The following is a 14,649-nucleotide window of genomic DNA, read 5'->3' as shown; positions in this document are numbered from 1 at the left end:
TCAGAAGTCGTGGGCACGCTTCGCTTTGCCCACCCTACGAGACTGTCCGCGATCACACCGTCGCGCCCTGCGCCTTCGGCCTGCGCAGGTGCTCGTCCAGCCGCGGCATGATCTCGACGAAATTGCAGGGGCGCGTGCGGTAGTCGAGTTGCGCAGCAAGAATGCCGTCCCAGCCGTCACGGCAGGCGCCGGGCGAACCTGGCAGGCAGAAGATATAGGTGGCACCCGTTACGCCTGCGGTGGCGCGGCTCTGGATCGTCGAGGCGCCGATCTTGGCATGGCTCAGCATGTGGAAGGCGATCGAGAAGCCGTCCATGCGCTTCTCGAACAACGGCTCGATCGCCTCCGGCGTGACGTCGCGCCCGGTAAAACCCGTGCCCCCGGTGGTGATGACGACGTCGACGCCGGCATCTGCAACCCAGCGGCGGATCACGGCGCGGATGGCCTCGACGTCATCGGTGACGATCTCGCGCGCGGCGAGATGATGGCCGGCTGCTGTAAGGCGATCGACAAGCGTCTGGCCGGACTTGTCATCGGCGAGCGCCCGTGTGTCAGAGACGGTGAGCACCGCGATGTTGAGCGGGATGAATTGTTTGGTTTCGTCGATGGAGGCCATTGCAACGCACCTTCTTTCCCACCCACCGACGTCATCCCCGGACGAACGCATTTTGCGTTCGCTCGGGAGGTGCGCGCCCTAGCGCGCCTCGAAGGATGGGCCGGGGAACCGCCATCCTTCGAGGCTCGCAAGGGCGAGCACCTCAGGATGACGCTACAACTAGACTACGGCCCGCCGCCGCCGAACGTATTACACGCCTGCAGATTGCCCTGCTGATAGCCGGTCATGAACCACTGCTTGCGCTGCGCGGCCGAGCCGTGGGTGAAGGAATCGGGCACGACGCGCCCCGTGGCCTGACGCTGCAGCGTATCGTCGCCGATCGCGCTCGCCGTGGTCAAGGCGGCATCGATATCGCCGGCTTCGAGGAAGTTCGGACGCTTCTTCGCCTCGCGATTGACCCAGACGCCGGACAGACAGTCGGCCTGCAATTCGACCTTCACCTGAAGCGCGTTCGACTCGGCCTTGCTGCCGGCCTGCTGCTGCAGCCGCGTCACCTTCGGAATGATGCCGAGCAGGTTCTGGATGTGGTGGCCGGCCTCATGCGCGATGATATAGGCGGTGGTGAAATTGCACGCGGACTTGCCGGAGCAGCCGCGGAAGCGCGTCTCGACCTCGCGGAAGAAGCCGGTGTCGAGGAAGATGGTACGGTCCGGCGGGCAGTAGAACGGGCCCATCGCCGACTCGGCCCGCCCGCAGCGGCCGCCATTGGTGGCGTTGCGGAACAGCACGACCTTCGGGCCGGTGTAGGACTGGCCGCTGGCCTGGAAGATCTCGCTCCAGCGATCGTCGATCTCACCGAGGATGCCGGAGATCATGCTGCCCATCTCGTCGGTCGGCGCGCCGCGCTTGGCCTGGGAAGACGGACGGTCGCTCTGGTAGCTCGGCGCCTGGCCGCCACCGGTGAGGATCTCGGCGCCGCCGATCAGGATGCGCGGATCGATGCCGAAAGCATAGCCGACCAGGCCCAGCACGATGATGGTGCCGATGCCGAGGCCGCCACCGCCCATCGGCAGGCCAAACCCGCCGCCGCCCCCACCGCCGCCACTGTCGTCGCGACGATCCTCGACGTCGTCGCTGCGGCGGAAATCATCGTAGCGCATGGCGGGCTTCCCTCAGGTCGTCGATTGCATGGCGTAGGTACGCGGAAACGCGAAACCCTCAACGCACCACAGACGTAAAATTTCCATTGCGTTAATCAATATCCCGCTCGGCAATTATTGCCTAGTGCGACAGCGTGCGACGCCAGCAATTTTTTCCGAGGGCCAAGCATTTTTTTCCGAGAGAAATTTGGAGTCTTTTGCAGCTCCAGCCACTCCCGCAACGCGAAGAAACGCGAAACACACTGCAAAACACGGCAAATGCGCACAGCGACTCGCGCGCCACGCACGATGGCCGGTCTGCTCACGAAAGCGGCGGGTTAAGTCGATTTTTACTTTGCCGCTTCATTGTAACGGTCAGTCGGTTGTTTGGTCCCGCGTCGCCGACAGCGTCGCCTGAGTCAGAGTTCTTGAGTCATGGTAGTGTCGCGTCGCGGGGCGTCTGCAAGGGCGCCCCGCACAAATTTTGAGTCCGCTTCGCACAGCATCATTCTCGGTGATTGCGTCGCCGAGATGTCGAAGCTTCAAGCAGGTAGCGTAGATCTGGTGTTCGCCGATCCGCCCTACAATCTCCAGCTCAAGGGCGATCTCAAGCGCCCCGACGAATCCCATGTCGATGCCGTCAATGACGACTGGGACAAGTTCGATTCATTCTCCGCCTATGACGATTTCACCCGCGCCTGGCTGCTGGCCGCGCGCCGTGCGATGAAGCCGTCGGCGACGATCTGGGTGATCGGCTCCTATCACAACATCTTCCGCGTCGGCGCGATCATGCAGGACCTCGGCTTCTGGCTCCTGAACGACATCGTCTGGCGCAAGACCAACCCGATGCCAAATTTCCGTGGCCGCCGCTTCACCAACGCGCACGAGACCATGATCTGGGCCGCGCGTGATGAAAAGGCCAAGGGCTACACCTTCAATTACGAAACACTGAAGGCGGCCAACGAGGACGTGCAGGCACGTTCCGACTGGCTGATCCCGCTCTGCACCGGCGAGGAGCGCCTCAAGGGCGCCGACGGCAAGAAGGTGCATCCGACGCAGAAGCCGGAAGGTCTGCTCGCACGCGTGCTGCTGTCGTCGTCGAAGCCCGGCGATCTCGTGATCGATCCCTTCAACGGCACCGGCACCACCGGCGCCGTCGCCAAACGCCTCGGCCGCTCCTATATCGGCTTCGAGCGCGACAAGACCTACGCGAAGGCCGCTGCCGCGCGCATCGCCGCGGTCGAGCCACTGCCGGAAGAGAGCCTCGCCCCGTTCATGACCGCGCGCGAAGCACCGCGCGTGGCGTTCTCCGAGCTGATCGAGCGCGGCATGATCATGCCCGGCACAAAACTGTTCGACGCCAAGAAGAAGCTTGGCGCGCTGGTCCGTGCCGACGGCGCCATCATGTTCGGCGACAAGGTCGGCTCGATCCACCGCATGGGCGCGGTGGCGCAGGGCGCGCAGGCCTGCAACGGCTGGACCTTCTGGCACGTCGAGACCAAGAAGGGTCTCAAGCTGATCGATGAGCTCCGCGCCGAGATCCGCGCGGGCATGGCGGTGGAATAGCCGCGCCCTGCGCTCTCGTAGGGCGGGCAAAGGCGCGAAGCGCCGTGCCCACCATCTCTCCAAGAAATCGATGGAATTGGTGGGCACGCTGACGCTTTGCCCACCCTACGGCATCGGAGGCCGTGGTACGTACGATGGCGAACGGCCTTTGTTACGCCGGCGGGTCTGCGCCTGGCGCAGCCACCACCTGTCAATCACATCCCTTGTGCGACCAGCTGCTCTTCAGGCAAGAGAAGGCCGCCGCGCGGCAATGATGCTGCGTCCGCTCTCGGCCACCAACACTTGCACCACCCCTTGCACCAACATTTGGGAGACGCCCGATGCTCAAATTCTATTTCAACGGATCGCCGAACCCGACCAAGGTCGCGCTGTTCCTCGAAGAGGCCGGCCTGCCGTTCGAGCCGGTGAAGATCGACACCCGCAAGGGCGAGCAGTTCGCGCCGGAGTTTCTGAAGATCAATCCGAACGCCAAGGTGCCGGCGATCGACGACAACGGCACGATCGTGTTCGACTCGAACGCGATCCTGCTCTATCTCGCCGAGAAGACCGGACAATTCCTGCCCGCGAACCGCGCCGAGCTGCTGTCCTGGCTGATGTTCGTCGCCACCGGCGTCGGGCCGTATTCGGGTCAGGCCGTGCACTTCAAGCATTTTGCGCCGAAGGACCAGAACCACGACTACGCCCATAACCGCTATCAGTACGAGACCGATCGCCATTACAAGATTCTCGACGGTCACCTCAAAGGCCGCAGCTACATGGTCGGCGACAGCTATTCGATCGTCGACATGGCGCTGTGGGGCTGGGCGCGGATGGTGCCGTTCAAGCTCGGCGACGACGCTTTTGCGCGCTACCCGAATGTGAAGCGGCTGATCGACGAGATTTCGGCGCGGCCGGCAGCTAGCCGCGCGATCGCGCTGAAGGACAAGTTCACCTTCAAGGCCGAGATGGATGACGACGCCCGCCGCAACATGTTCGGGCACATGACGACGAAAGTGGCCTGATCACACCGCGTCGCGATTGAAGGCCACGCGCATGCGCGTGGCCTTTTGCTTTTTAGGCAGCGTGGACCGAGCTCAGGAATTTTGCGACTTCCTGCTTCAGCCGGTTGCTGTCGGCCGACAGCGAACGCGCCGCCGACAGCACCTGCGACGAGGCCGAGCCGGTGTCCGAAGCGCCGCGCTGGACGTCGCCGATATTGGTCGAGACGCGTTGGGTGCCGTGGGCGGCCTGCTGGACGTTGCGCGAGATTTCCTGCGTGGCGGCGCCCTGCTCCTCCACGGCGGCGGCAACCGTCGATGAGATTTCCGACAGCCGCTCGATGGTGCCGCTGATCTCCCGGATCGAACCGACGGATTCCTCGGTCGCGGCCTGAATGCCGGAGACCTGCTGGGCGATCTCGCCCGTGGCTTTTGCGGTCTGCTCGGCCAGCGCCTTGACCTCGGACGCCACCACGGCAAAGCCGCGGCCGGCTTCGCCTGCGCGCGCCGCCTCGATGGTGGCGTTGAGCGCCAGCAGATTGGTCTGGCCGGCGATGGTGCTGATCAGCTCGACCACGTCGCCAATCCGGGCAGCCGCCTTGGAGAGCTCGCTGACGCGGGCGTTGGTCTTTGTCACCTGCCCCACAGCTTCGCCAGCAATGCGGGCGGATTCCTGGACCTGACGCGCGATCTCACTGACCGAGGACGATAGCTCTTCGGTGGCAGACGCCACGGCCTGGACGTTGGACGAAGCCTCCTGCGACGCGGAGGCGACTTCCGTCGACAGATCCTGGGCGCGCGTCGCTGTCGTGGTCAGCGTGCCGGCGGAGGCCTCGAGCTCGTTCGATGCCGACGACACGGTGTCCACGATCTCGCCGACCGCCTGCTCGAACTGGTCGGCGAGCCGGACCATGTCCTTCTTGCGGTCCTCGGCCTGCCGCGCCTCGATCTCGGTTTGCTCGTGGCGCATCCGCTCGGTGTCGATCATGTTGTCCTTGAACACCTGGATCGCCTTGGCCATGTCGCCGATCTCATCGGCCTTGCCGCGCGAGGGGATCTCGACCGCGAGATCGCCGCCGGCGAGCAGCCCCATCGCCCGCGTCATCGAGGTCAAGGGCCCGACGATGCTGCGGGCGATCAGGACAGCCACGATCAATCCGAACAGGGTGGCCACCCCGCCCACGATCTCCTGCATCGACGTCGTGCCGTCGATCGTGGCCTCAGCCTGGCTGCGGGAATCCTTGTAGTCCTTCTTGAGTGCGGTCTCGGCGACTTTGAGCTTGGCGATGCTGTCGACGATGAGCGGCGCAAGGCTCTTGTGGTAGATCTCGTCGGCCTGGAGCATCGCGGCCGACGTGGTCTCGAATGCGGATTTGTAGATTCCGAGCGAGGACTTCACCGGCGCGAGCGTGGCGCGCAATTCCGTCGCCTGCGGGCTCTTTTCGAGCGCGGCAAGCCGCTGCGACGCCCTGTCCACATTGGTCCTGAAGTTGGCGGGACCCTTGGTGTCGCGCAACGCCAGGAAACGCCAGTTTGCGATCTGAACGAGCAGCAGCCGGGATTCGAGGTCTGCGACGAGGGACGCGGTGTCCTCGTCGACGGCTGCGCGCGCCACATCGCTCAGCTTGTTCATCTTGACGGTCAGCTCGTCGCCGCTCGGCAGCAGCGTCGCCTTGCCGGTCCGCGCCTCGTTGACGGCGTCGCCGAGATTGTCGCGCAGGGTCTTCATCTTCGCGATGTCGGCGATCAGATCGTTGTAGAGCTTGCGCCGCTCCTCGGAGAGCGTCCCTTTGGCACCGACCTGCAGCAGCTCGGTCGCCGCGGTCTCCCGCTCCGAGGCCTCCCGCATCGCGGACTCGTTGGCGTCGTAGATGTAGCGCAGATTGGCCCGCTGGATCGCCTGGAGATGGGTCGAGATCTCCAGCACCCGCGCCGTGCTGTCCGAAAATGCCGAGGCCTTCGCGACCTGGTCCTGCACGGACCGCAAATTCCAGATGGCCACCACCGCCATCACGAGACCAACCACGACCAGCGCCATGAAGCCGGCATAGAGACGGCCCCGGATCCGCAAACGAAAGCTCGGCATTCCCACTGTCCACCCGGATGCATGTGAATTCAGGCGGACGCACAACTCCGGCAATCGTCACGGCCACCCCAGCAGCCGCGCGTCACCTCTTCGGCGACTCACGCTGCACCGCGATACAATGCGGGACACTTCTTAATTGAACCTTCTGATTTTTCGCGCATGTCTCCAAAGCCCCGCACGAAGCCTGCTGATATTAGCGGCATTTGCGCAAGGTTTTGGCGCGCGGCCCGCAAGCGTATGCAGATCGCTGCAAAAGGCGCGGCGATGATCGTTTGTCAGGCCGCCGCCTGCGGCAAATTTGCCGAGCGCGTTCTCGACCGCTTTCAGCGTGTACGGCTTCTACACCATCGGCCGTGTCGACATGTCGCGCCCCGAGATCGAGCAGGATGACTTCCGCCGCCATGTGGAATCCGAAGGTTCCGCGGTTACCGGAAAAATGGGAGGAGAGGCAATACGCCTCGCCTCCCCTCTATCTCCGCCGCCGGGGCTTATGGAGCTCGTACTCGATCTCCGCCCGGGTGATCCCGCAATCCCCAAGCTCCCGTTCGGTCATGGCGGCGAGTTGATAGCGGTCCCGGGACCGCTCCCGCCTGAGACGCACCATCTCGACCAGCGCCCGCCAGGCCCGCAGGACCATTGCAGGCCGCCGCGGACAGGCGGACGTGACGCCGCTCAATGCACTCAGCTCGCGGCCCTCACCGGCGTCTGCGGAAACGGTCCGAGCGCCTTCTCGGTCAGGACCGAGTCGCAGTACTCCCGGATCTCCTTGATCTTGCCGTCCTCGATCCGAAACACGAGGCAATAGTCATTGTCGTAGCGGACGCCCTCGGGCGTGATGTTGTCGCCCTTGGCCTCCACCACGACGATGTCGCCATCGGCAATGAAGCGCTCGGCGACCGTGCGCGTCCGCTCGCGCAGGCGGGTGCGCACATAGCCGTGCAGATCGTTGAGGATCGCCTCTCTCCCGGTGAACGTGCGCGACCAGGAATACTGGCCGGTGACGATCCATTTGGCGTCGTCGGCAAGGCTTGCGGCGAACAACGATCGGTCGCGCACCGCCGGATCGGGGTTGGCAGCGGCGGCGAAAATATCCTGCATCAGTTTCTTGTTGGCGCTCGCGCTCATGGCGGCATCTCCGTTTGGTGGCAACATGGAGAACATCGCCGCCCGGCGGTAATTCTTCAAATCGATAGCGGATATGATATCTATTCACCTCATGAATTTGAATTCGCTCGATCTCAATCTATTGGCCGCGCTCGATGCGCTGCTGCGCGAGGCCAATGTCAGCCGCGCGGCGATGCGGATCGGCCTGTCGCAGCCGGCCACCAGCCACGCGCTGCAACGCCTACGCGACATCTTCGGTGACCCGCTGCTGGTGCGCACCGGCGCGCGGATGGAGCTGACGCCGCGGGCGCAAGCGTTACGCGCGCCGCTGGCGCAGGCGCTCGACCAGGTGCGCGGGCTGTTCGTGCGGGACGAATTCGATGCAGCGCGCAGCGAGCGGCCGTTCCGCCTGATGATGCCGGATCTCGCGGTCGAGCTTCTGATGCCGCCTTTGATGGAGAAGGTGACGCGCCTTGCGCCCAACGTCCGCATCGACGTCGTACCATGGCGGGGCCCGGCGATCTTCCACGCCGAGTTCGCCCGCACCATCGATCTCGTGATCTCGATCGGCAACGCCTTCAAGGGCTTTCATCGCCAGTTGCTCTACACCGACAGCGACGCGCTGGCGGTGCGGCGCGGCCATCCCGCCGGCGTCAAGCTGAAGCGTCGCGACGCGTTCCTCGCCGCGCGCCATGTCGGCGTGATCATCCGCGGCAACAGCGAGGATCTGATCGACACCTGGCTCCGACCTAGGGGCATTGAGCGGCACATCTCGCTGGTGGTGTCAGGCTATCGCGAAGCGCTGCACGTTGCCGCCCGCACCGACCTCGTCGCCTTCGTGCCGCGCCGGCTGATCGCGGCGCTGTCGAAACAGCTCGGGCTCGTCACGATGACGCCGCCGCTCGATCCCGGGATCGACGAGCAGTTCATGTTCTATCCGACGCGGGCGCAGATGGATCCGGGCTCGATCTGGCTGCGGCGACTGATGCTGGAGACGGGACGGGAGCTAGAGAAACACAAACGATGAGCACCGCAGCGGCGTCGCAAGGCGCTCGACTTGAAACAAGCCCTCAGGGCCTTTAATGAGCCAGCCACAGGAACCGAAGGGATCGACAGCATGCTGGACCCGCACCAACCACTTGGATGGTTGATCCGCCTTCCGTTCAAGCTGGTTTCGCCATCGTCCGTCATGCCGGTGCTCACCGGACCGAACCGAGGCCTGAAATGGGTCGTCGGGGCCGGCAACCAGAGTTGCTGGCTCGGAACATATGAAAGCGATCATGCCAGGGCGATCGCCGCTCGCGTGAAACCAGGCATGACGGCCTTCGATGTCGGCGCGCATGCCGGATACTACACCCTGATGCTTTCCAGGCTTGTCGGACCCCAAGGCCGTGTCCTTGCGTTCGAAGCGAACCCTGCCAATGCGGCAAGGCTTCGCAAGCATCTCGAGCTCAACGACGTCAAGAACGTCGAGGTGATCGAGGCGGCAGTCACTGACCGCAACGGCGAGACGTTTTTCCGTACCAACGATGATGTCGGCAAATACGGCTACATGGGGAAAATTTCAGAAACCGGAACGCCGGTCAGGACGGTCCGCCTCGACGACTTTCCGACCCCGGACCTGATCAAGATGGATATCGAGGGCGCCGAGACGCTGGCTCTCACGGGTGCGGCGCGGCTCTTGTCCGAGCACAAGAGCACGATCTTCCTCGCCCTGCACGACGGCGCCTTCGAACAGGCGCCGGCCATCTTGAAGCAGCATGGCTATCGGATCGAGCCGGCCGGAGAACGTGAACTGTGGGGCACTCCGCCCTAGCTTCGTAAGGCCGGTCGGCCGCCCTACAATCCAGCGAGACCTCACGCCTTCTGGGCGTCCATCACCTTGCGCACGGCCGGCCGATCCGACATGCGCTTGAAATGATCGGCGATCTTCGGCGTGGCGTTGATGTCGACGCTGTCGCCTTCGAGCCAGTGCGAGAGCGTGTGGAGGTAGGGATCGCAGATCGTGAACTGGTCGCCCATCACCCAGGGTCCCCTGAACATCTTCTGCTCGATCAAGGAGAAGCAGGCTGCCATGGTCTTCGGCACCATCGCCTTCATGTCGGCGAACGAGCTCTCCTGCGTCGCCCAGCGCGCGCCGCGCATCTTGTGGGCATGGTTGATGTGCGCGGTCGAGCAGAGATAGGAGTTGAACGACTGCACCTGGGCGAAGTCGAAGGGATCGTCGAGCGGCGCGAGCTTCGCCTTGGGGAAGGTCTGCGCGATGTAGGCCAGCATCGCAGGCGTCTCGGTGAGGACGCCGCGATCGGTCACCAGCGCCGGCACGCGGCCCTTCGGATTGATCGCGAGGTAGTCCGGGCTGTTCTGCTGATTATCCTTGAAGCTCAGCCGTTCAGCCGTGTAGTCGGCGCCGGCCTCCTCCAGGGTCATGTAGGTGGCGAGCGCGCAGGTGCCGGTGGCGTAGTAGAGCTTGAGCATGTCGGACCTCATGGGAAAATTGGAAATTAGCGGCTGCGGGCCGCCAGGTCCATAGCACGGCGTTCTCAGTGCTTTTGCTCTTCGCAGTTGCCCACCGCCGCCCGCCTATGCCAAGACGCCCGCAACCGGAGGGGTTAGGTCATGACGGTACTCATCGCCGGCGGCGGCATCGGCGGGCTGACGCTTGCGCTCAGCCTGCACGGGATCGGCGTTCCCGTGAAAGTGTTCGAGAGCGTCGCGGAACTGAAGCCGCTCGGCGTCGGCATCAACGTGCTGCCGCATGCGGTGCGCGAGCTGATCGAGCTTGGGCTCATGGACAAGCTCGACGCCAGCGGCGTGCGCACCCGCGAGCTCGCCTATTTCTCCAAGCACGGCAAGCCGATCTGGAGCGAACCGCGCGGGCTGGAAGCCGGCTACAAATGGCCGCAATTCTCGATCCATCGCGGCACGCTCCAGCAACTCCTGCTCGACACCGCAATCGAGCGGCTCGGCCGCGACAACATCTTGACCAGCCATCATCTGACCGGCTGGACCGAGACGGCCAACGGCGTGCGCGCCGAGTTCATCGACAGGGCGACCGGCAAACCGGCCGGGACTTACGACGGCGCCATCATGGTCGCCGCCGACGGGATCCATTCCGCTGCGCGAGAAAAGCTCTATCCGCAAGAGGGCCCGCCGATCTGGAACGGTCGCATCCTCTGGCGCGGCGTGACGCCGTCAAAAGCCTTCCTCACCGGCCGCACCATGATCATGGCCGGCCACGAGATCCTGAAATTCGTCTGCTATCCGATCTCGAAAGAACCGGATGCCGCTGGCAACCATCAGATCAACTGGGTCGCCGAGCGCCACATGCCGCCGACCTATCAGTGGCGCCGCGAAGACTATAACCGCACCGCGCGGCTGGACGAGTTCCTGCCGTGGTTCGAGAGCTGGCAGTTCGACTGGCTCGACGTGCCCGGCCTGATCAGGAACTGCCCGCACGCCTATGAATATCCGCTGGTCGACCGCGACCCGGTGTCGCAATGGACCTTTGGCAAGGTCACGCTGATGGGCGATGCCGCGCATCCGATGTACCCGATCGGCTCGAACGGCGCCTCGCAGGCGATCCTCGATGCCCGCACCATCACCCGCGAGATTTTAGCGCATGGTCCTACCACTGCGGCACTGCTCGCCTACGAGGCCGAGCGGCGGCCTGCGACCACCGACCTCGTGCTGCTCAACCGCAAGAACGGTCCGGAGCAGGTGATGCAGCTCGTCGAGGAACGCGCGCCCAGCGGTTACGACGTCGTCACCGACGTGCTGTCGCAAAAGGAGCTGGAAGATGTCGCCGCGAACTACAAACGCGTTGCGGGATTCCAGGTGGAGGCGCTGAACGCGAAGCCGCCGATCGTAAGCGGGAATGCGCGCGCGAGGGCGTGAGCGCTCACAAGAAACGAGATGCGCGTTAATGCGCCCTCGCCCCTTGCGGGAGAGGGCAGCTCCGCTGGTAGACACGAGCTCGCTTGGGTGAGGGGTATGTCTCCGCGAGTCCAACTGGCTCTGAATTCGCGGAGAGATACCCCTCATCCGGCGCTACGCGCCAACTTCTCCCGCAAGCAAGGGGAGAAGGGAAGCGGAGTGCGCGGCTCGGCTATTTGCCCACCACCCTCGCCGCCTCGAGCAGCCGCTCGCTCGCGCTCGCCGTCGCCAGCACCGTGCCATCCTCCGCCATCAGCTTGGCCTCGACGAACGCAATGGTCTTGCCAAGCTGCGTCACCTTTGCCTCGCCGATGATCGGGCCGGGCTTTGCAGGCGCCAGAAAATTCACGGTCATGCTGATCGTCGTGGTGTAGAGCCGGCCTTCGCTCATCACCAGCACGGCAGGGCCCATCGTGTCGTCCAGCATGGCGGAGAGCAGGCCGCCCTGGATGAAGCCGGCGGGATTGCAGAACTCAGGCTTGCCCTCGAAGCCGAGCTTGATCCAGCCGTCCTCGGGACGGGCATCGAGCAGCCGCCATCCCAACAGCTCGGCGCAGGGCGGTCTCTTGAAGTTGTCGAGCGCGGTCTTGACCATTGGCAGCCTCCGTATCGCGCGCTGATAGCGTAGCGCTGCTGCCAGGGTATTGTCAGGAGGATCGGGCCGATGAAAGGTCCAGCGCGTGCGCGATCACCTTGCGCATGACGTTGGGCAGCGCCTCTTCGGCCAGGGTCGCGATCGGAACCCAGCGCATGCCCTCGGGCGCGCGCGTGCGAGCCCCGGCCTTCGCCGTGTAGACCACGAGTTCCAGCGGGAAATGCGTGAAGACGTGGGTGACCACGCCGACCTTGCGCTGCCATCGCGACAGCCCTTTTAAGTCCGGCGCCTGCTGCTTTGCCGTCGCGTCCTCTTGCCCAGCGCGCCAGTCGGAGCCCGGCACCTCGGTCATGCCGCCGAGCAGACCCTTCTCTGGTCTTGAGCGGACCAGCAGCTCATCACCGCGCGTGACGACGAAGGCGGCACCCCGCCGCAGCGTTCCGCTCTTCTTCGGCGCCTTGCGCGGAAACGCCTCCTGCGTTCCCTGCGCGCGCGCCGTGCAATCCTCATTCAGCGGGCACAGCGAGCAGGCCGGCTTTTTCGGCGTGCAGATCGAGGCGCCCAAATCCATCAGCGCCTGGGCACTATCGCCGGCGCGGGAGTTGGCGAGCAGCGTCGCTGCCAGTTGCTGGATCAGCGGCTTGGCCTGCGGCAACTCTTCCTCGACCGCATACAGGCGCGACACCACGCGCTCGATATTGCCGTCGACCGGCATGGTGTGGCGATCGAACGCGATCGCCGCAATCGCCGCGGCTGTGTAGGGCCCGATGCCCGGAAGCGCACGCAGTCCCTCCTCCGTATCGGGGAAGACGCCGCCATGCTCGCACGTCACCGCGACCGCGCAGGCGTAGAGATTGCGCGCGCGCGAATAATAGCCGAGCCCGGCCCACATCCGCAGCACGTCATCCTGCGAGGCGTTCCCCAATGCCGTGACATCCGGCCAGCGCGCGACGAACTTCTCGAAATAAGGTCCGACCGCCTTCACCGTGGTCTGCTGCAGCATGATTTCCGACAGCCAGACGCGGTAGGGATCCGACGTCTCCCCGGGCGCGGCGCGCCAGGGCAGCCTACGGCGATGGCGGTCGTACCAGGCGAGCAGCGCGACTGGCCGCGACACGATCTCCGATTGACCGGGTTCCGATTTCGCCTTCAGGGCAGATTTGGGACTCATGTCCTTACTGTAACGAGAATGCACCGGCCTCTCCACGTCATGCCCGCGCTCGTCGCGGGCATCCACGTCTTTCTTCGCTGCGAGGAGTCTGCGGCCCGCGCGCCGAAGTGCTATAAGGCCGCATGGCCAAATTCCCTCCCAAACCCGGCCCCATCAGCGCCAAGCCGCTCGGGATCCTGCTCAACGACGTCTTTGCCGAGGCCTATGCCAAGCAGGGCTTTGCGGCGCGCGAGCTGGTGACGCGGTGGGAGCAGATTGCCGGGCCTGAGATCGCCGCCCATGCCGAGCCGCTCAAGATGCAATGGCCGCGGCCGGTCGAGGGCCAGCCGCAGGAGCCGGCGACGCTGGTGCTGCGGGTCGAAGGCCCGATGGCGCTGGAGATCCAGCACTCAGCCGACGTGATCCTGGAGCGGGTCAACCGCTTCTTTGGCTGGAGCGCGGTCGGCAAGCTCGCCTTCCGCCAGGCCCCGCTGTCGCGCCCCCGGCGCCCGGTGCGGCCCGCCCCGCCGGACCCCAAGGCCGTCGCCAAGGAGGCGGAGAGCCTGGGGGATATCGAAGATGAAGAATTGAAGACGGCACTGGCGCGGCTCGGGGCCGCCATCAAGCGAAATTGAGCCTCATTTCGCGGCCAATCTGGACCTGCCCCTGCCGCTCGCCATTGCCTCAAACCATGTTTCAAGCTAGCGACAGGCCGCCCGGGAACCTTCATATGAATATGAACCTCGGGGCGAGACCACGCCAATTCGGGAGCCGACCTTGATCATCACCCGCCGCGCCTTCACCACGATGCTGTCGCTGACCGGTCTTGCCGCGCTCGCCGGGCTCTCGCCGCTGCGGTTCATCTCGGAAGCTATGGCTCAGGCCGCCGGCGATGTCGCCAAGCCCGTGTCGCTGCCCGACATGGCTCTCGGCCCGCAGGACGCTGCCGTCACCATCACCGAATTCGCCTCGATGACCTGCCCGCATTGCGCGGCCTTCAACGAGCAGGTGTTCCCCAAGATCAAGTCGGAATACATCGACACCGGCAAGATCCGTTACATCTTCCGCGAGTTCCCGCTCGACATCAAAGCCGCCGCCGGCTCGATGCTGTCGCGCTGCATCGCCAATGGCGACGCGCCGAAATACTTTGCCGTCACCGACATGCTGTTCCGCCAGCAGAACGACTGGGTTGTGAAGAACACCACCGAGACGCTGACGCGGATCGGCAAGCAGGCCGGCCTGACCCAGCAGCAGGTGGAAGCCTGCCTGAAGGACCAGGCACTGCTCGACAAGATCGCCGCCGACCAGAAATATGCCAGCGACGTTCTGAAGGTCGATTCGACGCCGACGTTCTTCATCAACGGCGAGAAGATCAAGGGCGAGACCTCGTTCGAGGAGTTCGCCAAGAAGATCAATCCGCTGCTGAAGAGCTGATTCGCTCGTCAAGACTCTGATTCGCATCTCGAAAGCCGTATCTTTCCCGGCATAAATCCCTTGGGAAAAGCGGCTTTCGCAGGTTGCCCTCGCGGCACACCGCGGC

General features: G+C 64.5%; 15 protein-coding genes. 7 read left to right on the top strand and 8 right to left on the bottom strand.

The window, feature by feature from the left end; all coding sequences use genetic code 11:
- Window positions 1–52 precede the first annotated feature (52 nt).
- Together moaB and ypfJ are read right to left on the bottom strand one after the other, a co-directional pair.
- Window positions 53–616, bottom strand: a complete 564-nt coding sequence (gene moaB / locus FXB40_RS09065; protein ID WP_148771865.1) for a molybdenum cofactor biosynthesis protein B — start codon at window positions 614–616, stop codon at window positions 53–55.
- 164 nt (window positions 617–780) lie between these two features.
- The gene (gene ypfJ / locus FXB40_RS09060) at window positions 781–1,716 is read right to left on the bottom strand and encodes a KPN_02809 family neutral zinc metallopeptidase (RefSeq protein ID WP_148771864.1); all 936 of its coding nucleotides are present in this window, start codon (window positions 1,714–1,716) and stop codon (window positions 781–783) included.
- Between the two features lie 414 nt (window positions 1,717–2,130).
- On the opposite strand from ypfJ, the gene FXB40_RS09055 reads away from it, so the two are divergent.
- Entirely contained in the window at window positions 2,131–3,261 is a 1,131-nt protein-coding gene (locus tag FXB40_RS09055) for a site-specific DNA-methyltransferase (RefSeq protein ID WP_148771863.1), read from the top strand.
- A gap of 320 nt (window positions 3,262–3,581) precedes the next feature.
- On the top strand, window positions 3,582–4,262 hold the full coding sequence (locus FXB40_RS09050; RefSeq protein ID WP_148771862.1) for a glutathione S-transferase family protein: 681 nt from the start codon (window positions 3,582–3,584) through the stop codon (window positions 4,260–4,262).
- A gap of 52 nt (window positions 4,263–4,314) precedes the next feature.
- Here the strand turns inward: FXB40_RS09050 and FXB40_RS09045 are convergent, their stop codons facing one another.
- The 3 genes from FXB40_RS09045 to FXB40_RS09035 all read right to left on the bottom strand — a co-directional run bounded on the left by FXB40_RS09045 (window position 4,315) and on the right by FXB40_RS09035 (window position 7,449).
- Window positions 4,315–6,324, bottom strand: coding sequence for a methyl-accepting chemotaxis protein (locus tag FXB40_RS09045; protein WP_148771861.1), 2,010 nt, complete (start codon window positions 6,322–6,324; stop codon window positions 4,315–4,317).
- Window positions 6,325–6,793: 469 nt separating this feature from the next.
- Window positions 6,794–6,928 (bottom strand): YjiS-like domain-containing protein, encoded by a 135-nt coding sequence (locus FXB40_RS09040; protein ID WP_246207480.1) that lies wholly within the window; start codon window positions 6,926–6,928, stop codon window positions 6,794–6,796.
- A 77-nt stretch (window positions 6,929–7,005) separates the two neighbouring features.
- The gene (locus tag FXB40_RS09035) at window positions 7,006–7,449 is read right to left on the bottom strand and encodes a nuclear transport factor 2 family protein (RefSeq protein WP_187436744.1); all 444 of its coding nucleotides are present in this window, start codon (window positions 7,447–7,449) and stop codon (window positions 7,006–7,008) included.
- A gap of 91 nt (window positions 7,450–7,540) precedes the next feature.
- Here FXB40_RS09035 and FXB40_RS09030 point away from each other — a divergent pair, with 91 nt between their 5' ends.
- Window positions 7,541–8,455 (top strand): LysR family transcriptional regulator, encoded by a 915-nt coding sequence (locus FXB40_RS09030; protein WP_148771859.1) that lies wholly within the window; start codon window positions 7,541–7,543, stop codon window positions 8,453–8,455.
- A gap of 90 nt (window positions 8,456–8,545) precedes the next feature.
- Window positions 8,546–9,244 carry an FkbM family methyltransferase gene (locus tag FXB40_RS09025; RefSeq protein ID WP_148771858.1) on the top strand — a complete coding sequence of 233 codons (699 nt, stop codon included), beginning with the start codon at window positions 8,546–8,548 and terminating at the stop codon, window positions 9,242–9,244.
- 41 nt (window positions 9,245–9,285) lie between these two features.
- On the opposite strand, the gene FXB40_RS09020 is transcribed toward FXB40_RS09025, so the two are convergent.
- Complete coding sequence (locus tag FXB40_RS09020) at window positions 9,286–9,906, bottom strand: glutathione S-transferase family protein (RefSeq protein ID WP_148771857.1); 621 nt, start codon at window positions 9,904–9,906, stop codon at window positions 9,286–9,288.
- Window positions 9,907–10,047: 141 nt separating this feature from the next.
- On the opposite strand from FXB40_RS09020, the gene FXB40_RS09015 reads away from it, so the two are divergent.
- Window positions 10,048–11,325, top strand: a complete 1,278-nt coding sequence (locus FXB40_RS09015; protein WP_148771856.1) for a flavin-dependent oxidoreductase — start codon at window positions 10,048–10,050, stop codon at window positions 11,323–11,325.
- Between the two features lie 211 nt (window positions 11,326–11,536).
- Here FXB40_RS09015 and FXB40_RS09010 read toward each other — a convergent pair whose 3' ends face one another.
- Window positions 11,537–11,959, bottom strand: coding sequence for a PaaI family thioesterase (locus tag FXB40_RS09010; protein ID WP_148771855.1), 423 nt, complete (start codon window positions 11,957–11,959; stop codon window positions 11,537–11,539).
- Window positions 11,960–12,011: 52 nt separating this feature from the next.
- Window positions 12,012–13,130 carry an A/G-specific adenine glycosylase gene (mutY, locus tag FXB40_RS09005; protein ID WP_148771854.1) on the bottom strand — a complete coding sequence of 373 codons (1,119 nt, stop codon included), beginning with the start codon at window positions 13,128–13,130 and terminating at the stop codon, window positions 12,012–12,014.
- A gap of 122 nt (window positions 13,131–13,252) precedes the next feature.
- Between mutY and FXB40_RS09000 the strand changes: the two genes are divergently transcribed.
- Entirely contained in the window at window positions 13,253–13,744 is a 492-nt protein-coding gene (locus FXB40_RS09000) for a DUF721 domain-containing protein (RefSeq protein WP_148771853.1), read from the top strand.
- 142 nt (window positions 13,745–13,886) lie between these two features.
- Window positions 13,887–14,543, top strand: a complete 657-nt coding sequence (locus FXB40_RS08995; RefSeq protein WP_148771852.1) for a DsbA family protein — start codon at window positions 13,887–13,889, stop codon at window positions 14,541–14,543.
- The last annotated feature ends 106 nt before the right edge of the window (window positions 14,544–14,649 follow it).

The sequence above is a fragment of the Bradyrhizobium rifense genome (assembly GCF_008123425.1).
GTDB lineage: Bacteria > Pseudomonadota > Alphaproteobacteria > Rhizobiales > Xanthobacteraceae > Bradyrhizobium > Bradyrhizobium rifense.
The sequence above is the reverse complement of the archived record's forward strand: the minus strand, read 5'-3'. Positions and strand labels throughout refer to the sequence as shown.